We start from the raw sequence: 23991 nt of genomic DNA on the forward strand, positions 1-23991 counted from the left end.
TCGACTGGCATGCCTAACGATTCGCTAAGCTGCGGAAGCTGAATGGGATCAAGCGCATGCGACTACGTTTGATAGTTCGCAAGCGGACACAGGACTGCGATGGACAGGGTTGAGTGTATCGTGATCGGCGCCGGTGTGGTCGGCCTTGCGATCGCCCGAAAGCTGGCGCAAGCGGGCCGCGAGGTCATCGTGCTGGAGGCGGCCGACGCCATCGGCACCGTGACCTCGTCGCGCAACAGCGAGGTCATTCACGCCGGAATCTACTATCCGGCCGGCAGCCGAATGGCCCGGCTGTGTGTCCAGGGCAGGCGCGCTCTGTACGCCTATTGCCGCGACCATGGCATTCCGCACCGCAACTCCGGCAAGCTGATCGTGGCCACCTCCGCCGCCGAGGTCGACCGGCTCGGCGCGATCCGGTCCCATGCCGAGACCAATGGCGTCGATGACCTCACTCTGCTGAGCGGGGCGGACGCGCGCGCCCTGGAGCCGGCGTTGCGCTGCGAGGCGGCGCTGCTGTCGCCATCCACCGGCATCATCGACAGCCATGCCTACATGCTGGCGCTGCGCGGCGACGCCGAGGCCGCCGGTGCGGCCTTTGCGTTCCTCGCGCCACTGGACAGCGGCATGGTCACGGCCGACGGCTTTGTGCTGGAGGTCGGCGGCGACGCACCGATGCAGCTTGGCTGCGACCTGCTGATCAATTCCGCCGGCCTGTCCGCGCCGGCCATCGCACGCCGTCTCACCGGCATGCCGCTCGACAAGGTGCCGACCGCCTATCTGGCGAAGGGCAACTATTTCGGCTGCAGTGCCAAGGCGCCGTTCTCGCGGCTGATCTATCCGGTGCCGGAGCCCGGCGGGCTCGGCGTTCACCTCACGCTCGACCTTGCGGGACAGGCCCGCTTCGGTCCCGACGTGGAGTGGGTCGATCGCATCGACTACGTGGTCGACCCGGCCCGCGCCGAGCGCTTCTATCCGGCGATCCGGCGCTACTGGCCGGCGCTGCCCGATGGTGCATTGATGCCGAGCTATTCGGGGATGCGGCCGAAGATCGTGCCGCCGGCCGTGGCGGTGCAGGATTTCATGATCCAGGGACCGAAGGCCCACGGCGTCAGCGGATTGATCAACCTGTTCGGCATCGAATCGCCGGGGCTCACCGCATCGCTGGCCATCGCCGACGATGTCGCACAGATGGCGAGCGAATGAGGCGCCGCCATGAGTAAAAAAATTGGTCACGAGGAGCGGGCCTTTAAGGCGAGCCTCGATGGAGGACCGAACGCCTGCAGCAATACCCCGAGGCTCGCTCGTCAGCGGACCAGGCTGTGCCGTAGCAGGCGGCACCTCGGATATCGGCAGCGCGCGGTGGAAACGGTGACGACGACTAATGCAGCGTATCGCTGACGCCGCCCTTGAGCCGTTGAATTTCGTCGCGAACCATCAGCTTTCGACGCTTCAATTCCACAATACGCAGATCGTCTGTGGACAGATGCACGAGCGCGTCGTGCAATTCGTTTTCCAGAACCTTGTGCTTCCGTTCCAGTTCAACGAGATGCGCCTGTAAAGCCATTCGAAATCTCCTCGGTAGGATTGAACCTCAGATTCGGTTGGACCGTGTGAAGTTTACATGACCGTGGAGATCTGTCGATGGGTCTTGAAAATTGCAGAATCATATTTGCATATCATGTGCAACGAATCGTGACCGGAGCGGATCGAACAAGCCGGAACCGAATGGCTTGCGCGGTGCGCGCTCACCGGCGATAGTCGCTCAATCGACCCCTGCAGCCTGTCGCGACAGTCCCGCGATCTCAGTTAGCGCCTAATCCTATGAATGACGACAATAACGATCGCGAACTCGCGGCCGAACTGGCCCGGTTGCAGCAGGAACACCGCGATCTCGACGCCGCCATCGATGCCCTGCATCACTCGCCGGCGCCGGATCTGTTGCGGCTGCAGCGCCTTAAGAAACGCAAGCTGCAGTTGCGCGACCGCATCTCCTTCATCGAAGACCAGATCACGCCCGATATCATTGCGTAGCACGAGCGCTAACATCGTCAGCGTTGCCGCGATCGTTAGAGATCGCTGCGATCGTAGGCGATCGCAGCAAATCTGCAGCAAGCGCAGGACGAGTGAACGTCGTTACCATGCCATCCTGCAAGCCGCGATCAACGCAACCACGTCACGCCGCTTGCCCTTCACTCCACGCGTGCGGTGAAGATGAAGTCGCAGCCCACACAGACGCAGGTATGCGTTCGTAGTCCGGCGACGGGCCCGGTGAAACCCGCGCGAGTTTCAGGACGGCCTGGCATTGCGGGCGATGCGCGCACTGCGTCGCAATTCAATGCGGTCGGTCCGGATGATCAGGACAGACCGCGTTGCCCTGCTTGACGAAAGAACAAAATAAGAACACTATCGACCATATCGCTCTCCGGGGTCGCCCATGGCTGATGTCACCTATTACGTTGCGCTGCCGTTTCTGCAGGATGATGCGGGATCGCCGGTCGGCGGCGCCGCTGAGGAATGCCAAAGCCCGTCCGGCGCAATCCGCCGCGCCGAACAGTTGTCACGCGCACCGGGCAGCATCGGCGCAGTGGCATTCAGCCGCACCGGCGATCCGATGATGGGCGAGTTCAGCGACGCCCAACTGCTGAAAAAGTTCGGCGACGTGCCGGACGACCTCAGTTCCCTTTAGCTAACGCGCGTCGGCCGCGCTCATGCTGCGCGAAAGCGCCATGAGCGCGGCCCATGCGCGCTACCAGAAGCCGGGACCGAATCCGAAACCGAAACTAATGCCTGGACGATAGTAGCTGGGACCGTAGTAGCTGGGTTTGTAGAAGCCCGGCCCGTAATAATAAGGTCGCGGCCGATAGTAACCGTAATAGGGCCGGTAGTAGCCGTAGGGTCGATAGTAGCCAACGTAAGGCCGGTAGACACGATAGCGGCGGACGTGGCGATGGCGGCGGCGCGCGCTGATATCGGTGACCTTTACGGCGTGGCTGTTGCCGACGCCATCGGCGATCTCCAACGGTGCGGAAGCCGCCGGCCTGTTACCACAGCCGGCGAACAACAGCGCCGCCGCGACGGCGGCTACGAGACTGAATCTCGCCCGAAATCCTGTCATGGCAACTCCTTTCAAAGAGTACGGTCTGTTGTTACCGCCGCCCGCCGGCGCAAATCATTGCGCTCGATCAACTCGACCGGCCGGACATGAATGCGGCGGGCGCCTTCCAATCATTCATAAAATCGATAGATTATACATTTACAATCTGTTGGATTGATCGATTGAAGACGTAGAAACTGGGTTGGACAATTGATGGAGCCGCCCCGTGACAACGATCCCCGACATCGACGCGCAAACGCCGCTGGCCCTTGCCGCTCCCCGCGCCAGCTTTCCTGCCGCCAGCATCATCCCCGGCCTCGCACTTGCGACGGGATGTGCCGGGTCGGCCTACGCGCTGCGACACTTGCCGGGTCTGGCGAGCTTCAGTCCGATGATCCTGGCCATCGTGGTCGGCATGGCGTTTCACAACCTGGTCGGCACCCCCGCCCGGGCAAAGGCCGGCGTGACGTTCGCCATGCGCCGGCTGCTGCGCGTTGCCATCATCCTGCTCGGCCTGCAGCTCACGGCGTTCCAGGTGATCGAGGTCGGCGGTCGCGGCGTCGGCATCATCGCTGCCACCCTGGTGGCGACCTTCGCCGCCACGGTGTGGATGGGGCGTCTGCTCGGCGTCGAGCGCCGGCTCGCGCAGTTGATCGCCGCGGGCACCTCGATCTGCGGCGCCTCGGCAGTGATTGCGACCAACACCGTGGTGCGGGCGCCGGACGAGGATGTCGCTTATGCAGTGGCCTGCGTCACCGTGTTCGGCTCGGTGGCCATGCTGCTCTATCCGTTGCTGCCCGGCCTGCTGCAGCTCGATCCGCATGCCTTCGGCCTGTGGAGCGGCGCCTCGATCCACGAGATCGCCCAGGTGGTCGCCGCGGCATTCCAGGACGGCCAGAGCGCCGGCGAGATCCGCGACCGTCGCCAAGCTGACGCGCGTGATGCTGCTGGCGCCCATGGTGATTGCGCTCGGCGCCATGGCCGCCCGCGCCGCCCGGCGTTCCGACGCCGGCCCGCACGGATCGACCGCGCGACCGCCGATGCCGTGGTTCGTGCTTGGCTTTGTTGCCATGGTCGGCATCAACAGCGTCATCAGCATTCCCACAGAAGCCAGGCTGTGGATCGTGGCGCTGACCACCTTCCTGCTGTCGGTGGCGCTGGCGGCGATGGGACTGGAGACCGATATCAACAAGCTCGCCGCCCGCGGTTTCCGGCCGGCGCTGCTCGGCGCCCTCGCCTTCCTGTTCATCGCCGGCTTCAGTTTGGCGCTGATCAAGCTGATCGGATAGTGCAATGACGCTGGAACAGCTTCGCATCTTCATCGCGGTCGCCGACAGGCAGCACGTGACCCAGGCCGCCAGCGAGCTGAACCTGACCCAGTCGTCGACCAGCGCCGCCATCGCCGCGCTGGAAGCGCGCTACGGCATCAAGCTGTTCGACCGCATCGGCCGCGGCATCGTCCTGACCCAGACCGGCCGCGACTTTCTGGTAGAGGCCCGCGCCGTGATCGGCCGCGCCAAAGACGCCGTGCAGGTGCTGAACGACCTCGCCGGATTGAAGCGCGGCTCGCTGGCAGTGGCCGCCAGCCAGACGGTGGCGAACTACTGGCTGCCGCCGCGGCTGCAGGCCTTTCGGCAGGCCCATCCCGGCATCGACATTCACGTCAGCATCGCCAACACCGAACAGGTGGCGCAGGCGGTGCACGATGGCGCCGCCGACCTCGGCTTTGTCGAGGGCACGGTGGCCGATCCGCTGCTCGCCGCACGCCGGATCGACGGCGACGAACTGGTGGTGGTTGTCGGCATGGGCCATCCATGGACGACACAGAAACGCGTCACCGCAAAGCAACTCGTCACCACCGGCTGGGTACTACGCGAACCCGGCTCCGGCACGCGCGCGATGTTCGAGGCGGCGTTGAAGCGGCTTGGCGTCAAGCCATCGCGGCTGCGCGTCGTGCTGGAGCTGCCCTCCAACGAAGCGGTGCGTGCCGCGGTCGAATCCGGCGACTGCGCCACCGCGATTTCCGACCTGGTGGTGGCCCGCTCGCTGGAAGCCGGCGCGTTGCATCGCGTAACGTTCGACCTGCCGCGCCGCGCCTTCTACCTGCTGCGCCACAAGCAGCGCCATCCGAGCAAGGCGGAGACGGCGCTGCTGGAAGCGTTCGGATTGTGAGCGAACAATGCGCACCGCGCTCGCGCGCTGCTTCACAGCCGGAAACAATCCGCCCAAGCCACATTATGCCGGCGTGTTCGGCGCCTCGTTGCGGTCGGCATGACCGATATATTTGAGCACGAAGCGGCGCACCGGCGGCACGAAGCCAAACAACCCGCCGAGCGTGGTGAACAGAGCGACGAAGGCGGCGGCAACGCCGTTGACCTCGGCGAGATAAAGCTTGATCCGCTGCACCACGCCCACCTCAATCACGATCGGCTCGCGCAAGGTCGTGACCTGGACGCGATGCTTGTCCGGCCCGGCAAGGATCGTGGCAGCGACTTCGATGACCATGGTTTTCTGACCGCCGCTTTGCGGCGTCAGCGTCCACTCCCATTGCACGGCTTCGGCCATGGTCGCCGTGCGCGCCTGCGGTCCGGACGGCTCAACCTTGACATCATCGCCGCCCAACGTGGCTTCAAGCGACTGGGCAAACCTGCCTTCGCGTTCGGTGACCTCACCGGCCGTCGCAGAAAAAAGCGCGCGGGCGTCCTGACCGGGTGCGGTTTGCAGCGCGAGCAGTACCCGGAAGGATTCGCCGACGTAGGCGGTCTTCGGTTTGTTGAAGAGGTATTTGCCGTGCGCGAGATTTTCGACGATGCCGCTGACATCGATGCAAGGCCCGGCACTGACCACGCCGAGATGCCGCATCTTCTCCCGGCACGCCGCCTCGTCCGCGGCGGCACTTGCCGCTGCCGGAGCGGCGGGTGGCGCCGACGCAGCAGTTGCTGGCGGCGGAGGTGAAGGCGGCGCCGCTGGCGCAATCGGTGCGCCCGGCTTGTCATCGAACGGCAGGAGCTTCCCCAGGGTGCCCGCCACGCTGCCGATCTGACCACCGAAATGCCCGCCCATAATGGTCGCGTAACGCGTATCGGCGCCGTCGATGGTCGCCAGCTTTTTCCGCCAGTGGGTCGCCGCAGCTTTCGATGGCGCCTCGATTCCGGATTGGGCCGAAACCGGTCGAACTTCAAAGGTGGTCGGGGTGGGCGCGGTACCAACAAGCACCTTGCTCTCGCGCTGTCGGTCGGGCGTGAGAACGACAAACCCCAAGGCAATGCCGACGACCGCGGTGAAAATGCCGACCCAGGTCCAGACTTGCCGATGAAATGCGATCCGCATGATCCGCTCGCAGGCGGCATCATCGATTGCCGCCGTCAGGTCATCAAAAAATTCGCCAACATCAACTGGAGCAATGGCTCATTGAACGTCAGGCGCGACGACAACTCAACCCACAATTGAGTGAAATCGCTCGGCATTTTCAGCGCTTTTGTTCACAGGCCTTGCCAACGCTCAGCGCTTACTCCGGCCCGCGCCGTTCCTTCTTCCGCGCATACATCGCGCGATCGGCCTGTGCGAGCGCCACGGTGGCATCGACGCCGGGGCCGAGCAGCGCCACGCCGGCGGAGGCTCCGGCAGAGACCCGGCTTTCGCGAAACACGAAGGTGAGCTGGTCGATGGCCGCTTCCAGTGCCGCCGCCTTGATCTGCGCATCGGCTTCGCCGAGATTCCACAGCAACAGCACGAACTCGTCGCCGCCGAGCCGGCCGATCACGTCGGAGGCGCGGACATGGCGTCTGAGTACGCCGACCACCGCCTTCAGCACCGCGTCGCCGGCGGCATGACCGAAGGCGTCGTTGATCGGCTTCAGCCGGTCGACATCGAGCACGATCAGCGCACCGGAGGCGCGGTAGCGCGCGATGTAGGCGATGGCGCGGTTGAGCTCGCGCTCGAAGCCGCGGCGGTTGAGGATATCGAGCAGGAAATCGGTCTCGGCGGAGGCACGCAGTTCCGCGATCCGCGCCTCGGCCTCGGCCAGGCGGTGCTCCAGCCGGCGAGATCGTCAGCGCCGCGGCAGACAGATGCACGCCGCGCAAAGCGGGCCGGCCTGCGATCGCGGAACCGGCGGGGGCGCGCTCTTTCGGCTGCAGGAACAGAGGCTTGCCGCTCCCCATGGGGCGCTTTCCGGACTTCCGCCCGGGCGGCACGCGCTTCTTTTTCATCGGATTTTCTTCGGGAATGTGTTCGGGATTTGCTAAACGCTTGCCGGTCTTTACCAAGACAGGATAGTCCATTCGACACGCCTTGCCATGCCCAAGGGCGATCTGTATTTCACTCTATCCTTCTGGATTCTCGAAAGAAATATCGGAATGACCGTGCCCGTTGCCATCATCATGGGAAGCCAGTCGGACTGGGAGACCATGCGCCACGCCGCAGCCACCCTGACCGCGCTCGACATCGCCAGCGAGGCTCGCATCGTCTCCGCGCATCGTACCCCGGACCGGCTGTATGCATTTGCCAAGGGCGCCAAGGCCGAAGGATTCCAGATCGTCATTGCCGGCGCCGGCGGCGCCGCGCACCTGCCGGGCATGGCAGCATCCCTGACCGAGCTGCCGGTGTTCGGTGTACCGATCCAATCGAAAGCCCTGTCGGGTGTCGATTCGCTGTACTCGATCGTGCAGATGCCCGCCGGCATTCCGGTCGGCACGCTGGCGATCGGCAAGGCCGGTGCGGTCAATGCCGCGTTGCTGGCGGCCGCCGTGCTGGCGCTGCATGACCCCGCGCTGGCGACCCGGCTGGCCGCCTGGCGCAAGGCGCAGACCGCGGCGATTGCCGAGCGACCGGAGGAGACGGCGTGAATTCGATCCCGCAGCCGATCCTCAAGCCCGGCGACACCATCGGTATTCTCGGCGGCGGCCAGCTCGGCCGCATGCTGGCGATGGCCGCGGCACGGCTCGGGCTGCGCTGCCAGGTCTTTTCGTCGGACCCGGATTCGCCGGCCTTCGACGTGGTGCAGAACGCTACCTGCGCGGAATATGCCGACGTCGAAGCGCTCGAACTGTTCGCCAACGACTGCGACGTCATCACCTACGAATTCGAGAACATCCCGGCCGGCACCGCGATGGTGCTGGCGGCGCGCAAGCCAGTGCTGCCGAATCTCAGCATCCTGCAGACCACCCAGGACCGCCTCGCCGAGAAGGATTTTGTTACCAAACTGGGCATCGGCACCGCGGCCTATGCCGACGTCGGCTCGGCCGCGGAGCTGCGCACCGCCATGACGAAGATCGGCCTGCCCGCGGTGATCAAGACGCGCCGCTTCGGCTATGACGGCAAGGGCCAAGCCATCGTCCGCGAGGGCGACGATCCTCAGCAGGTCTGGGACGATCTCAGCACCCGCTCGGCGATTCTCGAGGCCTTCGTGCCGTTCGAACGCGAGATTTCGGTGATTGCCGCGCGCGGCGCCGACGGTCACGTCGAGTGCTTCGACGTCACCGAGAACCAGCATCGCGACCACATCCTGAAATTCTCGACTGCCCCTGCCGACGTCTCCGAAGCGGTGGCCGCGCAGGCCCGTGCCATTGCCGAAAAGATCGCCAGCGCGCTGGACTATGTCGGCGTGTTTGCGGTGGAGCTGTTCGTGGTGCCCGGCGAGAATGGGCCAACACTGCTGGTCAACGAGACCGCACCAAGGGTGCATAATTCCGGACACTGGACCCTGGACGGCGCCTCGGTATCGCAATTCGAGCAGCACATCCGCGCCATCGCCGGCTGGCCGCTGGGCAAGCCGCTGCGCCATGGCCAGGTCACCATGACCAACCTGATCGGCGACGACGTCCTCGACTACGCAAAGTGGCTGACAGTCCCCGGCGCCACGGTGCATCTGTACGGCAAGGGCGCCCCGCGGCCCGGTCGCAAGATGGGCCACGTCACCGAAGTGACGCCGCCGGCCGCAAAATAGGCCGGCCAGCGTTGCGGCAGCCTGCCTGAAGTTTGCCGCAACGCCGCCGCAACATATTCACCGCTCAGCGGACCATGGTCCCGGCGCGTGTCAGGCCGACACCTTGCCTTCGACGACGCCTTCCGGAGTGTCGCTGAGCCAGCGATAGATCACCCCGCCCAGCACGCCGCCGATCAGCGGCGCCACCCAGAACAGCCACAGTTGCTGGATCGCCCAGCCGCCGACAAACAGTGCCGGCCCGGTGCTGCGCGCGGGATTCACCGAAGTGTTGGTCACAGGAATACTGACCAGATGAATCATCACCAACGCCAGACCGATGGCCAGCGGCGCGAAGCCTGCAGGGGCTTTGCCGTGGGTCGCGCCCATGATGACGAACAGGAACATCATCGTCATCACCACTTCCATCAGGAAGCACGCCATCAGGCTGTATTTGCCGGGCGAATGGACATCATAGCCGTTCGACGCAAAGCCCTTCGCGACATCGAAGCCCGCCGCACCGCTGGCAATCACATACAGTACAGCGGCGCCCGCCACCGCGCCGACGATTTGCGCGACGATATAGGGCAGGATCTGACCAGCAGGAAATCGTCCGCCCGCCGCAAGGCCAACCGTGACAGCAGGATTGAGATGGCATCCGGAGACGTGACCGATCGCGTAGGCCATGGTGACGACGCTGAGTCCAAACGCCAGCGAGACGCCGACGAGGCCGATGCCGACCTGCGGGAACGCCGCGGCGATCACGGCGCTGCCGCACCCCGCGAAAGTCAGCCAAAAGGTGCCGATCGCTTCGGCTGCATATTTTCTTGTATTCATGATGGGATTCCCCCGGAAGATGGCTTTGAAGATCAGAATCGTCCGGGAACTATGCCGCCGCGCCCGAGCCGCTGTCGAGACCGGGGGCGCCGTGCAATTTGCCGAAAAGACCGCAAAAATCCGCACTTTTCGACCATCGGAGGCTCAAAACGACCGCGCTGCGAGGTGGACATTCCGGATTCGATCTGGTACATCCGCGCCCTTGAGGTTGAGGGCTTGGCCTTTCGTCGGCCCTTCGCTTTACCCGAATTCCAATCCGATCAATTGAAGAGGATGCCGCGTGCAGGTTCTCGTTCGCGATAATAACGTCGATCAAGCTCTCAAGGCGCTGAAGAAGAAGATGCAGCGCGAGGGTATTTTCCGCGAGATGAAGCTCCGCGGTCATTACGAAAAGCCGTCTGAAAAGAAGGCTCGCGAGAAGGCGGAAGCCGTGCGCCGTGCACGCAAGCTGGCCCGCAAGAAGCTGCAGCGCGAAGGCCTGCTGCCGATGAAGCCGAAGCCGGTGTTCGGCGCAGGTCCCGGTGGTGATCGTGGCGGCCGCAGCGGTCCGGGTGCCGGTGCCAGCGCGGGTCCGCGCGGTCCGCGCTGATCTTGCGAAGCGACTGATTTGAATAGCGCGGGCCCAGAGCCCGCGTTATTTTTGACCGGTGCTTTTCGCCGCGCGGCGGGTTACCTATAGCTCCCACCAGCCCTGCGAGATTTGCGACCATGGTAGCTCCGGTTCGCGACCAGGCCCTCCGCACCTGCGCACGCGGCCTCGCGTTGGTCGTGCTGCTCGCCACCGGCCTTTGCAGCGCCGGGTGCTCGTTCGACCTGTCGTCGCTGACACCGGGCTCGAGCAAGAACGCGGCGCCCCAGGCCTCTCCCCTGCCCGCTGGATCGACGTCGGAAGCCAACGACACCAATCCCGCCGACGCACTGCTGCATCTCGCCCGCGCACAGGCACTCGCGCAATCGGGCAAATCCGCAGAGGCACGGGCTGAGTTCAGCACTGCGCTCAATCTCGATCCGCACAACGCGCAGGCGTTCTATCAGCGCGGAATCATGTACCAGTCCGAGAAGCAGTACGAATTCGCCATTGCCGATTTCACCTCGGCCAACGGCCTGACGCCGCTACAGGCCGACCCGCTGCTGAGCCGCGCGCAGTGCTATCTCGCCCTCGGCAAGAACCAGGAAGCCGCTGCCGACCTCGATGAGGCCGTTCAGGCGGCGCCGCAAAACGGACAGATCTGGCTCGCCCGCGGCACGGCCTATGAGCGAGATCGGCGACCGCGCGAAGGCGGCAGAGTCCTACAGCCGCGCGGTGACGCTGCGACCAAAGGACGACGCCGCCCGCAACGGTCTCGCTCGCATGGGCGGCCGGGCCGGCTGACGCAGAGCAATCGCCCGCTTGCTAATTAGCGCTCGAATTCCTTGGGGATAACCGACTGGAACACCGACTTGGCGGCCGACAGGACGTCTTCGGCAACGCTGGTTCGGTCGCGCCGGGTCGAGCCGGTGGCATCGGCCTGCAGGTCGAGAGGCGGCGGCGACGGAATTTCGCCGGGAGGCCGCGGACGGCGCGGATCGGCGCTGCGCTCCGGCGCGTAAGGCGGCCGTGACGGCACCGAACCGAAGGTTTCAACGCTCGGCGTCGAGACCATGATGGGCGGCGGCAACTGCGGCATCGCGGGCACAGGCTCGCTGCGCACGGCTTCCTGAACACGCGGCACCTCGGGAGCCCGTGCGGCTTCCTGGGGGGCCGGCTGGGCCTCCTTGGCGCCACGCAGCCGCTCAATGGCGGCGCGGGCCAGATCATTGGCATCGCGGCGTTCATCCGCGGTCGGCGCGCTCTCGGCCGGCGCAGCACTCGACGGCGCAACGCTCACCGTGGCGACCGGTGGCGCGACCACGGCGGCTGCCGGCGCCGCCTTGGCGACGGCCTTGTCACGGGCCGCGGGCTGGTGACGGCGCGACTCGGCCGGCGCGCCGGGGCTATCCGGCTTCTCGGACTTGTCGAGGGCAGCTTTCTCGACGACTGGCTTATCGCCACCTTTTTCGCCACTCTTGGCCCTGGATACGGCGGGAGCCGGCACATTGGCCAGATCGGAAGAGGTCTCGCTGGGCTTGGCGCTGGCAGCCTTGTTCGCTGCGGCGGGATCCGGCGTCGAGGCGACCGCAGCCGCCGGCTTGCCGGCATCCGGCTTCGGGATGATGTAGTGGTTAACGATATATGCGCCGACGATGGTCGCCACCACCGACGGCAGAATATCGAGCACGAATTTGGAAACGTATTTCAGCATGATCAGCCTCTCCCCACGCTGACATGCGGGAACTTTGAGGCTGATTGAGGGATCAATCGCGACAGATCGGTGGCAGTGCCGAAACGAGTAAGAAGATTTATGACGCATCGGCGGGCGCAGGCCACAGCTTCCGGTTCCGCTGGAATCCGGAAGCCCGCTTGCATGACCGCGGTCGGCAGCGCCTAGACCTTCTTCACCTCGACCTCGAGAAACACGATTTCCTTGTCGGTCTCGTTGAGCACGTCGTGCTCGACGCCGGCTTTGCGGAAATAGGATTTGCCGGTGGTGATCGGCGCCTGCGAGCGGGTGCCGTCCGGCGCCACGATGGTCATCACGCTCGTGGTGATCGGCACGATCACATAATCCATCCCGTGGGTGTGGTGACCGGTCGCCGCCCCCGGCGCCAGACGCCATTCGGTGACGCGAACTTCGGGCGTGTCCTGCTGGACGTCGGATTGGGCAGCGAGCATCATTCAGGTCCTTCGATCGGTTAAGGCACAAATACCACGAGCAGGAATACCGCAAACACCAGCAGATGCACCATGCCGAACAGGATATTCGTCACGCCCGTGGCGAAGGTCAGCATGCTGATCGCGAAGGTCATCACCATCAGCACCATTTCGCGCGGCGCGAGGCCCAGCACCAGCGGCTTGTCCAGCAGGTAGGCGACCAGCGCCACCGCCGGAACGGTGAGGCTGATAGTGGCCAGCGCCGAGCCCAGCGACAGGTTGATGCTCTTCTGCAACTTGTTGTGGCGTGCCGCGGAGATCGCAGCGACGCTTTCCGGCAGCAGCACCAGCAGCGCCACGACAATGCCGGAGAATGCCGGCGGCGCGCCGATCGCGGCAGCGCCGGCATCGACGACCACCGAGAATGACTTCGCCAGCAGCACGACGGCGACCAGGGAGATCACCAGGAGGATGGCACTGATCGAGAGCACCCGGTTCGATGCGTCGCTCTCATCCTCGTCGTCGTCGCCGCTGGTGATGAAGTAATCCCGATGCAGTATCGTCTGGGTGTATAGAAACAGGCCATACAGGATCAGCGTGATGACGCTGACGAAGGCGAGCTGCAGGGCCGAATAGAGCGGGCCTGGCGTGGTCAGCGTGTAGTTCGGCAGGATCAGCGAGATGGTCGCGAGGACGATCAGCACGATCAAATAGACTTTGGCGCCGCTGACCTGGAATTCCTGCTCCTGGAAACGCAGACCGCCGGCCAGGATGCAAAGCCCCACCAAGCCGTTGCAGACGATCATCACGACGGCGAACACCGTGTCGCGCGCCAGTGTCGGAACGGCCTTGTCGCCCAGCATGATGGTTGCAATGACGGCGACCTCGATGATGATCACCGACAATGTCAGCAGCAGCGTGCCGTAGGGTTCGCCGATCTTGTGGGCAATCACCTCGGCGTGGTGAACCGCGGCGAATACGGTGCCGAACAGGATCACCAGCAGCGCCGCAGCGAACAGCATCCCCGAGGCCGAAGGCGTGAACGTCAGTCGCATGCCGGCCGATGCCGCCACGAAGACCACAGCCAAGGCAGGAAAGATCCAGGACGACCTGGGAATGGTGTTCAATGACATCTGGCGGGTCCGGGAACGAGAGAAGCGGAAAGCAGGGAGAGAGAGGCAACACGGAACCAACGCGAGACCGCGCCATCGGTTGCCACATGAGATGAACAGATCAGCCGGCTCGCCAAACGGCGTTCGATGTTTATAACTGGCTATCGCCTTAAGGTGAGCCTGCAAAATATCGGGAGAAGAAACGAAATGTTTTCACATATTATGATCGGCACCAATGACCTCGACGCGGGAAAGTCGTTCTACGACAAGCTGCTCGGCACGCTCGGCGTTCCGCAGGGTGCGGTCGACCGCCACAGGGTGTTTTACCGCACCAAGACCGGCACTTTTTCCGTGTCCAAACCGATCGACGGCAAACCTGCCACACCGGCCAATGGCGGCACGGTCGGCTTTGCCGCGGCATCGACTGCCGAAGTTGACGCCTGGCACGCCACCGGCGTCGCCCATGGCGGAACGACCTGCGAAGATCCGCCGGGCGTGCGCGACATGGGCGGCGTGAAGCTCTACCTCGCTTATCTCCGCGACCTCGACGGCAACAAGCTGTGCGCCTTGTACCGCATGCCGAAAGACCCGGCCGCGTAAGCTGGCGCCAACAGCAAAACGCCCGGCCTTGCGGCCGGGCGTTTTCATGCGGTGAGCCAATCGCTCTACATCGCCTTGACGATATTCTCGGTCATCTTCTTGGCGTCGCCGAGCAGCATCATGGTATTGTCGCGGTAGAATAGCGGGTTGTCGATGCCGGCATAGCCGGACGCCAGCGAGCGCTTGATGAACATCACGGTGCCGGCCTTCCAGACCTGCAGCACCGGCATGCCGTAGATCGGCGATGTCTTGTCGTCCTCGGCGGCCGGGTTGGTGACGTCGTTGGCGCCGATCACGAAGGCCACGTCCGCTTGGGCGAATTCCGAGTTGATGTCCTCAAGTTCGAACACCTCGTCATAGGGCACGTTCGCTTCCGCCAGCAGCACGTTCATGTGCCCGGGCATGCGGCCAGCCACCGGATGGATGGCGTACTTCACTTCGACGCCCTCGGCCTTGAGCTTGTCGGCCATCTCGCGCAATGCGTGCTGCGCCTGCGCCACCGCCATGCCGTAGCCGGGCACGATGATGACCTTCTGCGCGTTCTTCATGATGAAGGCCGCATCGTCCGCCGAGCCGAGCTTGACCGGGCGCACTTCGCCGCCGGCGCCGGCGCCTGCCGCGGCGGAATCGCCGCCGAAGCCGCCGAGGATCACCGAGATAAAGGACCGGTTCATGGCGTGGCACATGATGTAGGACAGGATCGCGCCGGAGGAGCCGACCAGCGCGCCGGTGATGATCAGCGCCGAGTTGCCAAGCGTGAAGCCGATACCCGCCGCGGCCCAGCCGGAATACGAGTTCAGCATCGAGATCACGACCGGCATGTCGGCGCCGCCGATCGGGATGATCAGCAGCGCGCCGAGCGCCAGCGCCAGGATCACGATCAGCCAGAAGTCGACCACGCTGCCGGTCTTGACCAGGCCGACGATGAACACCACCAGCAGGATCGCCAGCACGATATTGATGATGTGGCGGAACGGCAGGATGATCGGCGAGCCGCTCATGCGGCCGGACAGTTTCGCAAAGGCGATCACCGAGCCGGTGAAGGTCAGCGCGCCGATGGCGACGCCGAGCGACATTTCGACCAGGCTGGCGCCATGGATGTTACCGGGGGTGCCGATGTCGAACGCTTCGGGCGCGTAGAACGCGCCGGCGGCGACTAGCACCGCGGCCATGCCGACCAGCGAGTGGAAGGCCGCGACCAGTTCGGGCATCGAGGTCATAGGCACGCGCTTGGCGATCACGGCACCGATGCCGCCGCCGATGGCGACGCCGAGGATCACCAGCACCCAGCCGATGCCGTCCGCGGGCGGATGGGCAGCAAGCGTGGTGGCCACCGCGATGGCCATGCCGGCCATGCCGAGGAAATTGCCCTGCCGGCTGGAGGCGGGGCTGGAAAGCCCGCGCAGCGACAGGATGAACAGGACGCCTGCGACGAGATACAGGACTGCAGCGAGATTGGCGTTCATCGGGCTGCCCTTACTTCTTTTTCTTCTGGTACATCGCCAGCATGCGCTGGGTCACCAGAAAGCCGCCGAAAATATTCACGGATGCGAAGATCAATGCGACAAAACCGAAGCCGCGTGCCCAGATGCCGCCGCTGCCGACCATGGTGACGCCGACGGCCAGCAATGCGCCGACCACGATGACCGAGGAAATGGCGTTGGTCACCGACATCAGCGGCGTATGCAGCGCGGGGGTCACCGACCACACCACGAAATAGCCGACAAACACCGCGAGAACGAAGATCGAGAGCCGGAACACGAAGGGGTCGACGGCCTGTGCGATATGATCCATGGCGGGTCTCCCTTACGCGGTTTTCGGCTGGAAATTCGGATGGATGACGGCGCCGTCCTTGGTCAGGGCCGTCGCCTTGACCAGATCGTCGTCCCAGTTCACCGCCAGCGCCTTGGTCGACTTGTCGATCAGGGTCTCGATGAAAGCGAACAGGTTGCGCGCGTAGAGACTGGAGGCAGAAGCGGGAACGCGGCCGGCGAGGTTGGTGTAGCCGACCAGTTTGACGCCGTTGAGGTCGACCACCTCGTTGGGCTTGACGCCTTCGATGTTGCCGCCGCGTTCGACCGCGAGATCGACCAGCACCGAGCCCGGCTTCATCGATGCGACCATGTCGGCAGTGACCAGGCGCGGCGCGGGCCGGCCCGGGATCAGCGCGGTGGTGATGATGATGTCCTGCTTCTTGATGTGCTCGGCGGTGAGCGCGGCCTGCTTGGCCTGGTATTCCTTGGACATTTCTTTGGCGTAGCCGCCGGCGGTCTGGGCGTTCTTGAATTCCTCGTCCTCGACCGCGAGGAATTTGGCGCCGAGCGACTCGACCTGCTCTTTCGTCGCGGGCCGCACGTCGGTGGCGGTGACCACGGCACCGAGCCGGCGTGCGGTGGCGATCGCCTGCAGGCCGGCGACGCCGACGCCCATCACGAACACCTTTGCGGCAGGAATGGTGCCGGCGGCCGTCATCATCATCGGGAAAGCCCGGCCGAAGGCCTCGGCGGCCTCGATCACGGCACGGTAGCCGGCCAGGTTGGCCTGCGACGACAGCACGTCCATCACCTGGGCACGGGTGATGCGCGGCATCAGCTCCATCGCAAAGGCGGAGACGCCCGCTTCAGCCATCGCCTTCAGCGCGGCGTCGTTGCCATAGGGATCCATGATGGCGATGACCAGCGCGCCGCGCTTGTAATTCGCCAGCTCGGACGCCTCGGGCCGCTTCACCTTGATGACGATGTCGGCGTCCTTCACCGCATCGGCGCTGACGGTAGCGCCCATGGCCGTAAAATCCGAATCCGGCATGCCGGATTTGGTGCCGGCGCCCGGCTCGATGGCGATCTCGACGCCCAGCGCCTTGAACTTCTTCACCGTATCGGGCGAGATCGCCACGCGCGGCTCGGAGGGATCGATTTCCTTGGCGACGGCAATCTTCATAGGGCCTCCGGCGGCGCACGGCGCGCGCGTGAGCAAATCGGGGCGACAATGCCGCTTTCGCGGCGCAGCCGCGATGGATCAGGTCAGAAAGATCGCCATCAGGGCGACGATGGCGACGACGCCTGCCGTGCCGTACTTCACCAGCATGATGAACCCTTCATAGGTCTGCTCATGGGCGGGATAATCGTTGCCGTCGGCGGTGGTGTAGGCAACTTCGTTATGGTCTGACATCGGGCGTCTCCAGCCTTGGTGCGCATGTTGCCTTGGAATTAGCGCAATCGGGAGGGGAGAGCAACGGCGGTGGCACCAGCCGGCATGTCGCGTCGTTTCGCAAGCAATGCCGTTTGCCGGAATTCAGACTGGCGCAGCCGGCCAGTTGTCCCGAATCCAGCGCGCGAGGCTTTCCTCGCTGACCTCTCCGGCGGCGAGGGAGAGGATGATGGAAGTTGCGTGAGCAGGATCGGGAGCGAATTGAACTCCGTTCTTGATGAGGAATACCCTCATGCTCAAGAATGCGATGCGTTTGTTGCCATCGACGAAAGCATGATTCTTCGCCAATCCGTAGGCATAGGCAGCGGCTAGCTCGGCCAACTCGGCTTGCTCGTAGCGCCATTTGTTGACCGGGCGCTCAAGCGCGGAGCGCAGCATGCCTTCGTCTCGCAATCCCGTCGCACCGCCAAAACGACGGAGTTGCCGGCTATGGATCGCGACAGCCTGCTCATACGTGATCCATCGGGGCTCGAGCAGCTCGCTCATGCCTCATCCCTGTCATTTTGCAAGTGCCGCTAACGTGTCGCGATACTTGTCCATGGTCTGGTCGGCAATTTCCATCGTTTCTTCAAAGTCCGGGTCGTAAGGCATCAACTGCAACCCGCCGCCCGCCAACTCCGTCACATGCAGTTCCTGTCCCCGTTTGAGGTCAAGCCGCTGCATCAATTCCTTCGGCAACAGAAGGCCGTCCGAATTGCCGATCTTTTTGATTTCGAGCTTCATCTTCAGTTCCTTCTCATGGATCACAGTTGCTCGCGTCTCGTTCGACCTCCTTACAAAACAAGGCCGCGGGATGTTGTACAAACGTACAACACCCTGCGGCCTTGTTCAACATATGTTGTACGGCGAAGTTACCCCATCGCCTCCAGCTCATCGATCATGCCGGAGATCACCGACAGCCCACCGTCCCAGAATTTGGGATCCTTGGCATCCAGCCCGAACGGCATCAGCAGTTCGGAATAATGCTTGGTGCCGCCAGCCGCGAGCATGGCGAGGTAGCGTTCGGCGAAGCCATCCTGGGCATTTTCGTAGACGGCGTAGAGCGAGTTCACCAGGCAGTCGCCGAATGCGTAGGCGTAGACGTAGAACGGCGAATGGATGAAGTGCGGGATGTACATCCAGAAGTTCTCGTAGCCCGGTCTGATGTCGATCGCCGGCCCGAGGCTTTCGCGCTGCACGTTCAGCCAGATCTCGCCGATCCGTTCGGCGGTCAGTTCGCCGTTGCGGCGTTCGGTGTGGATCGCGCGCTCGAAGGAATAGAACGCGATCTGCCGCACCACCGTGTTGATCATGTCCTCGACCTTGCCGGCCAGCAGCGCCTGACGCTGCTTGGCATTCTTGGTCTGCGACAGCAGCCGCTTGAAGGTCAGCATCTCCCCGAACACGGAGGCGGTCTCGGCCAGCGTCAGCGGCGTCGGCGCCATCAGCGCGCCGTTCTTCGCCGCCAGCACCTGGTGCACGCCGTGGCCGAGTTCATGGGCCAAAGTCATGACGTCACGCGGCTTGCCCTGGTAGTTCATCAGCACATAGGGATGCGCCGACGGCGTGGTCGGATGCGAGAACGCGCCGGGCGCCTTGCCGGGCCGCACGGCAGCGTCGATCCAGCGATCGGTGAAGAAGCGCTTGGCAATATCGGACATTTCCGGCGAGAACGCGGTGTAGGCCGTCAGCACCATGCTCCGGGCTTCGTCCCACGGAATGCTGCCGGTGGCTGCAAACGGCAGCGGTGCATTGCGATCCCAGTGTGCCAGCTTCTTCTTGCCGAACCAGCGCGCCTTGAGGGCGTAATAGCGATGCGACAGCCGTGGATAGGCCGCACGCACCGAAGTTACCAGCGCGTCGACAACTTCGCGCTCGACCCGGTTGTTGAGGTGGCGGGAGTCCGCGACATCGGCAAAACCGCGCCAGCGGTCGGAAATTTCCTTGTCCTTGGCCAGCGTGTTGGTGATCAGCGCGAAGGTCCGCTCATTGGCCTTGAAGGTCTTGGCCAGCGCCTGTCCGGCCGCCTTGCGCCTGGCGGGCAGACGATCCTGCAGCATGGTCAGCGTCGGCTCGATCGCCAGCTCCTTGCCACCGACCTTGAATCGCAGGCCGGAGATGGTCTGGTCGAACAGCCGGTTAAAGGCGCCGTAGCCGGTCTGGGATTTTTCATGAAACGGCTGCTCGACGCGGTCCTCGAGTTGGTACGGCTTGTCTTTGCGGCTGTCCTCGATCCACGGCCGGTAGTGGCCCAGCTCCGGGGTCTGCATGGCCTGTTCGATCACCGCATCGTCGATGCGGTTGAGCTCCAGCCCGAAGAACAGCAGATGCACCGACGCGGCGGTGATGCGCTCGGACACGTCGCCGTAGAATTTCGAGATCGCGGGGTCGACGCTGTCGCCGGCGTGGATCAGGCCGGCATATGAACCGAGCCGTCCGGCGAGATCGTCGATGGCCTCGTAGCGTTTCACGGCAGCCGCCAGCGAGGCGCCACCGCCCGGCTTGGCAGTTTCGGTCGCCAGCTTGCCCTTGTAGTCCGCCTCGAAGGCGGCGCAGTCGGCGTCAATCCGGTCGAGGTCGCGGGCCACTTCCGGCGCATCGATTGCCGAGTACAGGTCGGCCAGATTCCATTCCGGCAGTTTGGCCGCCTTGGATTTGGCCGCCGGTGAGCGAGTTGCCTTGGCGGCCGGCGCCGCCTTGCGGGAGAGCGATTTACGGGCAGCCTTGGCGGTGCGGTAGGACGTCGCAGATCTCGTCATGGGCACTTTCATTGGCGCAGCAATTAGGCAAAGGCGACAAGCTGCGGTGTGAGATGGACCAGCAGCTCTTCGCTTTCGGTGAGCAAGGGTTCGATCTTGTCATGAATCACATGGCGAATCGTACACCACAAGACAACCACCCGTGCGACAAGCCACCAATTCGTGCGGCGAAGGGCGCCCCTCGCCTGCTGCGCAACAAGGGCCAGGTTTTCGTGATCGAACAGCAGCCGGCCGGCGCCATCCTCCAGAATGTAACGGCCGTCGATGCGCGAGACGCACAGTTCGCAGGCCTGCTCCGGGCGCGGTCCAAGCAGATACGGCTGCGCATCGCCGCATTCGGTGGTGCCTGTTTCCCAGTCGCCATCGGGAAGATTGAGCGCGGCCACAACGATGTTCAGTTCAGCCTCGCTCCAGGCGCCGGAGGCTGGTCTTTGCGCGAATGCGATCACATTCATGGCTTCACCCCGAACAGCAGCCGGTGCAGTTCCGGCTCGTAGTAGAACAGCAGGTGCCTTGCGAAAACGGAGGGATCGAGGCCCAACTGGGTGGCCCACGCTTCCATGGCCTCGGTGGGCACCCGGCTGAACCCGTTCTCTACCTGGGAGATGAAGGTGTAATATTTGAGACCGAGCCGCCCGGCGAGATCGACCTGGGAAAGCCCGGCTTCGGCGCGCCGCTGCTTCAGCCAATCGCCAGCCTGCTTTCGTGCCAGCCTGGCCTCGGGCACAGGCTTGCCCTGCCGTCCTTCGGCAGGCTTGACTTGATCTCGATCAAGTTTCATGATTACGAAACTATCCAATTTGAATTGATCGACGTGACGACTTTTTCGTAGCATGGCTGGCCGGCTGGGTGAACATCACGGGCCGCGACGAGATGCAGCATGGCATTCACCGACCGAAACCCTATTGATAGCCGCTATGCGCCCGGCCTCGGCCGGACCAGGGAACTGTTCGCGACCGTTCTGCTTGTCATGTTGGTGATAGCGCTCGCATTGCGAGCGATTATCTCCCTCGACGCACTGGCACCGGCGGTGGCGACCTTGGCGTTCGCGATGGCTGCAACAACTGCCGGCATCGCAATGCTGTGTCATCGCGACGGCCTGCGACTGACTTGGTTCGACATTGCCGGCGTGCTGACATTTGTCGGTATCGGCATCACTATCCTCATCGAGCCAGACCAGATGGTCCGGCTCGTTTCGCAACCGGAGCGACCGGACTAGAAACGACACCCGCGGGCGATCCTCGCGGACTTTATTGTAATCACGTCCAGGCCCGGGCCCCTCTGGCAGTTCATGTGAACTGTGATGTCGGACTGGACGTTCAACGGAGCGGCCCATGACCGAACTTTTCACCCCCGAAGCCCTGTCTGCATTTTTCCAGGTCGTGATGATCGACCTGGTGCTGGCCGGCGACAACGCCATCGTCATCGGCCTTGCCGCTGCCGGACTGCCCAAAGAGCAGCGCGGAAGGGCGATCCTGATCGGCATCATCGCCGCCACGCTCCTGCGCATCGGCTTCGCCAGCGTCACCGTGCAACTGCTGCAGATCATCGGCCTGCTGCTCGCCGGCGGCGTGCTGCTGCTGTGGGTCTGCTGGAAGATGTGGCGCGAACTGCGCGCCGGCCATGAGCACGACCTCGACGCGCTGGAAAACCAGCTCAATGCCGACGGCACGCCGGCCGGCCCGCGCAAGACGCTCGGACAGGCAATCTGGCAGATCACGCTGGCGGACGTCTCCATGTCGCTCGACAACGTGCTGGCAGTCGCCGGTGCGGCGCGCGATCATCCCACCATCCTGATCTTCGGCCTTGCGCTGTCGATCGCCTTGATGGGTCTTGCCGCCAGCTTCATCGCCAAGCTGCTGCAGAACCACCGCTGGATCGCCTATGTCGGCCTCGCCATCATCCTGTATGTGGCCGGCGACATGATCTATCGCGGCGCGCTCGAGGTTTGGCCTCACGCCCAGACGCTGACATCCAGATAGCGGTGGAAACACACCACGCCGTTAGGAAAGCATTAACGGTTTCCTCGCCATGGTGGCCCAAATCGGGACAAGTTGCCCCTGTTGGAGTGCCCTATGGCCGAACGCATTCTCGTGGCCGACGACGACGCCATTCAGCGCCGTCTGGTGGAAAACATGGTCCTTCGCTGCGGCTATGAGGCCATCATTGTCGACAGCGGGGATGCCGCGCTCGCCCGGCTGACCGATCCGGACGCGCCGCCGGTCGATGCCGTCGTGCTTGACCTGGTGATGCCCGGCCTCGACGGCATGGGCGTGCTCGGCAAGATCCGCGAGGCCGGCCTCGGCGTTCCCGTGATCGTGCAGACCGCCCATGGCGGCATCGACAATGTGGTGTCGGCGATGCGCGCCGGCGCACACGACTTCGTGGTCAAGCCGGTCGGACTCGAGCGGCTGCAGGTGTCCCTGCGCAACGCACTCAATGCCAGCGCGCTGAAGGGCGAACTGCAGCGCATCAAGCACAGCCGCGAAGGACGGCTGACCTTTGCAGACATCATCACCCGCAGCGCGGCGATGGACAACGTCGTGCGCACCGCGCGCAAGGCGGCGACATCCACCATTCCAGTGCTGATCGAGGGTGAATCCGGCGTCGGCAAGGAGTTGATCGCGCGCGCCATCCATGGCTCCGGCGAGCGCGCCAGCAAGCCGTTCGTCGCCGTCAATTGCGGCGCGATTCCCGACAATCTCGTGGAGTCGATCCTGTTCGGGCACGAGAAGGGCTCCTTCACCGGTGCCACCGAGCGGCATCTAGGCAAGTTCGTCGAAGCCTCTGGCGGCACGCTGTTTCTCGACGAGGTCAGCGAGTTGCCGCTGGCAGCGCAAGTCAAGCTGCTGCGCGCGCTGCAGGAGGGATCCGTCGAAGCCGTCGGTGGTCGCAAGCCGACCAAGGTCGATGTCCGCATCGTTTCGGCCACCAATCGCAAGCTGCTCGAGCGCGTCAAGGCCGGGCAATTCCGTGAAGACCTGTTCTACCGGCTCCATGTCCTGCCGCTGACGCTGCCGCCGCTGCGGGACCGGCGCGAGGATATTCCGCATCTGCTGCGGCATTTCCTGGCGCGGTTCTGCGCCGAGGAGAACCGGCCGATCACCGGGATCTCCGGCGAGGCAATGGCCAGGCTGGCGCAGCTCGACTGGCCGGGCAACATCCGCCAGCTCGAAAACGTCGTCTACCGTGCAGTGGTGATGAGCGAGGGCGACCAGCTCGGGCTGGCAGATTTCCCGCAGGCGGCGGCACTGACGCCGACCATGGCTGAACACGCAGCAGAACCGCTGATGATCGAGCCGGGATTCCACGCGACGGCGCCGGCAATGGTATCGGGCGCCGACATCCCCATCGCGCCATTCGCCGGCGCGGCCAGCCTCGCATTGATGACGCCCGCCGGCGAAGTCCGCGCGCTGGAAGATATGGAAGCGGAGATCATCCGCTTTGCCATTGCGCACTACCGCGGTCAGATGTCGGAGGTGGCGCGCCGGCTGAAAATCGGCCGCTCGACACTTTACCGCAAGCTCGATGAAGCTGCGGACAAGGACAAAGACGCACTGACTACCGGCTCCGAAACGACCAGCTGAACACGCACGCGCAATACCGGCGCGATCGATATCAGAGGGAACTTCGAACCGTGGCGGCGCGGTGACACACCACTCAAAAAGCGCGTCAGAACCGCGCTTTACATTGCAAAAGCGCCACGTTGCGGTCAGTTTGTCGTGAGATACCCCGGGATGCGCTGGCGC

30 protein-coding genes and 1 pseudogene are annotated in these 23991 nt (G+C 64.1%); 14 read left to right on the plus strand and 17 right to left on the minus strand.

Going from position 1 to position 23991, the window contains the following annotated elements; genetic code table 11:
* Positions 1-99: 99 nt before the first annotated feature.
* The gene (locus tag ACUXVA_RS00945) at positions 100-1203 is read left to right on the plus strand and encodes an NAD(P)/FAD-dependent oxidoreductase (RefSeq protein ID WP_445490423.1); all 1104 of its coding nucleotides are present in this window, start codon (positions 100-102) and stop codon (positions 1201-1203) included.
* A gap of 175 nt (positions 1204-1378) precedes the next feature.
* Here ACUXVA_RS00945 and ACUXVA_RS00950 read toward each other — a convergent pair whose 3' ends face one another.
* A complete protein-coding gene (locus ACUXVA_RS00950; protein WP_265081953.1) occupies positions 1379-1564 on the minus strand; it encodes a YdcH family protein in 186 nt (61 codons plus the stop codon).
* Between the two features lie 257 nt (positions 1565-1821).
* Here ACUXVA_RS00950 and ACUXVA_RS00955 point away from each other — a divergent pair, with 257 nt between their 5' ends.
* Both ACUXVA_RS00955 and ACUXVA_RS00960 read left to right on the plus strand, forming a co-directional pair.
* Positions 1822-2031, plus strand: a complete 210-nt coding sequence (locus ACUXVA_RS00955; RefSeq protein WP_265081952.1) for a YdcH family protein — start codon at positions 1822-1824, stop codon at positions 2029-2031.
* 403 nt (positions 2032-2434) lie between these two features.
* On the plus strand, positions 2435-2686 hold the full coding sequence (locus ACUXVA_RS00960; protein ID WP_265081951.1) for a hypothetical protein: 252 nt from the start codon (positions 2435-2437) through the stop codon (positions 2684-2686).
* A 60-nt stretch (positions 2687-2746) separates the two neighbouring features.
* Here ACUXVA_RS00960 and ACUXVA_RS00965 read toward each other — a convergent pair whose 3' ends face one another.
* Complete coding sequence (locus ACUXVA_RS00965) at positions 2747-3115, minus strand: hypothetical protein (RefSeq protein ID WP_445490425.1); 369 nt, start codon at positions 3113-3115, stop codon at positions 2747-2749.
* Positions 3116-3356: 241 nt separating this feature from the next.
* On the opposite strand from ACUXVA_RS00965, the pseudogene ACUXVA_RS00970 reads away from it, so the two are divergent.
* Positions 3357-4383: pseudogene (locus tag ACUXVA_RS00970) on the plus strand (YeiH family protein).
* Between the two features lie 4 nt (positions 4384-4387).
* Entirely contained in the window at positions 4388-5266 is an 879-nt protein-coding gene (locus ACUXVA_RS00975; protein ID WP_445490427.1) for a LysR substrate-binding domain-containing protein, read from the plus strand.
* Positions 5267-5329: 63 nt separating this feature from the next.
* On the opposite strand, the gene ACUXVA_RS00980 is transcribed toward ACUXVA_RS00975, so the two are convergent.
* Positions 5330-6157, minus strand: coding sequence for a hypothetical protein (locus tag ACUXVA_RS00980; RefSeq protein WP_445490429.1), 828 nt, complete (start codon positions 6155-6157; stop codon positions 5330-5332).
* Here ACUXVA_RS00980 and ACUXVA_RS00985 point away from each other — a divergent pair.
* Complete coding sequence (locus tag ACUXVA_RS00985; RefSeq protein ID WP_445490431.1) at positions 6146-6544, plus strand: hypothetical protein; 399 nt, start codon at positions 6146-6148, stop codon at positions 6542-6544. The two genes, ACUXVA_RS00980 and ACUXVA_RS00985, sit on opposite strands and share 12 nt — an antisense overlap.
* A 58-nt stretch (positions 6545-6602) precedes the next feature.
* On the opposite strand, the gene ACUXVA_RS00990 is transcribed toward ACUXVA_RS00985, so the two are convergent.
* Entirely contained in the window at positions 6603-7133 is a 531-nt protein-coding gene (locus ACUXVA_RS00990) for a GGDEF domain-containing protein (protein WP_445493379.1), read from the minus strand.
* Positions 7134-7452: 319 nt separating this feature from the next.
* On the opposite strand from ACUXVA_RS00990, the gene purE reads away from it, so the two are divergent.
* On the plus strand, positions 7453-7941 hold the full coding sequence (gene purE / locus ACUXVA_RS00995) for a 5-(carboxyamino)imidazole ribonucleotide mutase (RefSeq protein WP_265081945.1): 489 nt from the start codon (positions 7453-7455) through the stop codon (positions 7939-7941).
* Entirely contained in the window at positions 7938-9041 is a 1104-nt protein-coding gene (locus ACUXVA_RS01000) for a 5-(carboxyamino)imidazole ribonucleotide synthase (RefSeq protein WP_445490434.1), read from the plus strand. Before purE ends, ACUXVA_RS01000 begins: the two co-directional genes overlap by 4 nt.
* A 90-nt stretch (positions 9042-9131) precedes the next feature.
* Here the strand turns inward: ACUXVA_RS01000 and aqpZ are convergent, their stop codons facing one another.
* Entirely contained in the window at positions 9132-9854 is a 723-nt protein-coding gene (gene aqpZ, locus ACUXVA_RS01005) for an aquaporin Z (RefSeq protein ID WP_265081944.1), read from the minus strand.
* A 280-nt stretch (positions 9855-10134) separates the two neighbouring features.
* Here aqpZ and rpsU point away from each other — a divergent pair, with 280 nt between their 5' ends.
* Together rpsU and ACUXVA_RS01015 are read left to right on the plus strand one after the other, a co-directional pair.
* Complete coding sequence (gene rpsU / locus ACUXVA_RS01010) at positions 10135-10443, plus strand: 30S ribosomal protein S21 (protein WP_265081943.1); 309 nt, start codon at positions 10135-10137, stop codon at positions 10441-10443.
* Between the two features lie 119 nt (positions 10444-10562).
* Positions 10563-11255: a tetratricopeptide repeat protein gene (locus ACUXVA_RS01015; protein ID WP_445490436.1), complete on the plus strand. Its 693-nt coding sequence runs from the start codon at positions 10563-10565 to the stop codon at positions 11253-11255.
* On the opposite strand, the gene ACUXVA_RS01020 is transcribed toward ACUXVA_RS01015, so the two are convergent.
* The 3 genes from ACUXVA_RS01020 to ACUXVA_RS01030 form a co-directional block, all read right to left on the minus strand.
* Positions 11252-12136 carry a hypothetical protein gene (locus tag ACUXVA_RS01020; RefSeq protein WP_445490438.1) on the minus strand — a complete coding sequence of 295 codons (885 nt, stop codon included), beginning with the start codon at positions 12134-12136 and terminating at the stop codon, positions 11252-11254. The two genes, ACUXVA_RS01015 and ACUXVA_RS01020, sit on opposite strands and share 4 nt — an antisense overlap.
* Positions 12137-12318: 182 nt before the next feature.
* Positions 12319-12606 (minus strand): cupin domain-containing protein, encoded by a 288-nt coding sequence (locus ACUXVA_RS01025; protein WP_265083564.1) that lies wholly within the window; start codon positions 12604-12606, stop codon positions 12319-12321.
* Between the two features lie 20 nt (positions 12607-12626).
* The gene (locus ACUXVA_RS01030; RefSeq protein ID WP_445490440.1) at positions 12627-13718 is read right to left on the minus strand and encodes a calcium:proton antiporter; all 1092 of its coding nucleotides are present in this window, start codon (positions 13716-13718) and stop codon (positions 12627-12629) included.
* Between the two features lie 186 nt (positions 13719-13904).
* Here ACUXVA_RS01030 and ACUXVA_RS01035 point away from each other — a divergent pair, with 186 nt between their 5' ends.
* Positions 13905-14297: a VOC family protein gene (locus ACUXVA_RS01035; RefSeq protein WP_265081940.1), complete on the plus strand. Its 393-nt coding sequence runs from the start codon at positions 13905-13907 to the stop codon at positions 14295-14297.
* 65 nt (positions 14298-14362) lie between these two features.
* Here the strand turns inward: ACUXVA_RS01035 and ACUXVA_RS01040 are convergent, their stop codons facing one another.
* The 9 genes from ACUXVA_RS01040 to ACUXVA_RS01080 all read right to left on the minus strand — a co-directional run bounded on the left by ACUXVA_RS01040 (position 14363) and on the right by ACUXVA_RS01080 (position 21023).
* Positions 14363-15763: an NAD(P)(+) transhydrogenase (Re/Si-specific) subunit beta gene (locus ACUXVA_RS01040; protein ID WP_265081939.1), complete on the minus strand. Its 1401-nt coding sequence runs from the start codon at positions 15761-15763 to the stop codon at positions 14363-14365.
* A 10-nt stretch (positions 15764-15773) separates the two neighbouring features.
* The gene (locus ACUXVA_RS01045; RefSeq protein ID WP_265081938.1) at positions 15774-16091 is read right to left on the minus strand and encodes a proton-translocating transhydrogenase family protein; all 318 of its coding nucleotides are present in this window, start codon (positions 16089-16091) and stop codon (positions 15774-15776) included.
* A 12-nt stretch (positions 16092-16103) separates the two neighbouring features.
* Complete coding sequence (locus ACUXVA_RS01050) at positions 16104-17234, minus strand: Re/Si-specific NAD(P)(+) transhydrogenase subunit alpha (protein ID WP_265081937.1); 1131 nt, start codon at positions 17232-17234, stop codon at positions 16104-16106.
* A 78-nt stretch (positions 17235-17312) separates the two neighbouring features.
* Positions 17313-17465, minus strand: a complete 153-nt coding sequence (locus ACUXVA_RS01055) for an aa3-type cytochrome c oxidase subunit IV (RefSeq protein WP_265081936.1) — start codon at positions 17463-17465, stop codon at positions 17313-17315.
* Between the two features lie 123 nt (positions 17466-17588).
* Positions 17589-17990: a type II toxin-antitoxin system death-on-curing family toxin gene (locus ACUXVA_RS01060; protein WP_265081935.1), complete on the minus strand. Its 402-nt coding sequence runs from the start codon at positions 17988-17990 to the stop codon at positions 17589-17591.
* A gap of 12 nt (positions 17991-18002) precedes the next feature.
* The gene (locus tag ACUXVA_RS01065) at positions 18003-18227 is read right to left on the minus strand and encodes an AbrB/MazE/SpoVT family DNA-binding domain-containing protein (protein ID WP_265081934.1); all 225 of its coding nucleotides are present in this window, start codon (positions 18225-18227) and stop codon (positions 18003-18005) included.
* Positions 18228-18355: 128 nt separating this feature from the next.
* Complete coding sequence (locus ACUXVA_RS01070) at positions 18356-20242, minus strand: M3 family oligoendopeptidase (RefSeq protein WP_445490445.1); 1887 nt, start codon at positions 20240-20242, stop codon at positions 18356-18358.
* A 23-nt stretch (positions 20243-20265) separates the two neighbouring features.
* Positions 20266-20691, minus strand: a complete 426-nt coding sequence (locus tag ACUXVA_RS01075) for a hypothetical protein (protein ID WP_445490447.1) — start codon at positions 20689-20691, stop codon at positions 20266-20268.
* A gap of 2 nt (positions 20692-20693) precedes the next feature.
* Positions 20694-21023 (minus strand): helix-turn-helix domain-containing protein, encoded by a 330-nt coding sequence (locus tag ACUXVA_RS01080; protein WP_265081931.1) that lies wholly within the window; start codon positions 21021-21023, stop codon positions 20694-20696.
* A gap of 99 nt (positions 21024-21122) precedes the next feature.
* On the opposite strand from ACUXVA_RS01080, the gene ACUXVA_RS01085 reads away from it, so the two are divergent.
* From ACUXVA_RS01085 to ACUXVA_RS01095, 3 genes are all read left to right on the plus strand, one after another.
* Positions 21123-21461, plus strand: coding sequence for a hypothetical protein (locus ACUXVA_RS01085; protein ID WP_265081930.1), 339 nt, complete (start codon positions 21123-21125; stop codon positions 21459-21461).
* Positions 21462-21576: 115 nt separating this feature from the next.
* Positions 21577-22224, plus strand: coding sequence for a TerC family protein (locus ACUXVA_RS01090; RefSeq protein WP_265081929.1), 648 nt, complete (start codon positions 21577-21579; stop codon positions 22222-22224).
* A gap of 93 nt (positions 22225-22317) precedes the next feature.
* On the plus strand, positions 22318-23829 hold the full coding sequence (locus ACUXVA_RS01095) for a sigma-54-dependent transcriptional regulator (RefSeq protein WP_265081928.1): 1512 nt from the start codon (positions 22318-22320) through the stop codon (positions 23827-23829).
* Positions 23830-23991: the final 162 nt, after the last annotated feature.

The sequence above is a fragment of the Rhodopseudomonas sp. RCAM05734 genome, from assembly GCF_052658035.1.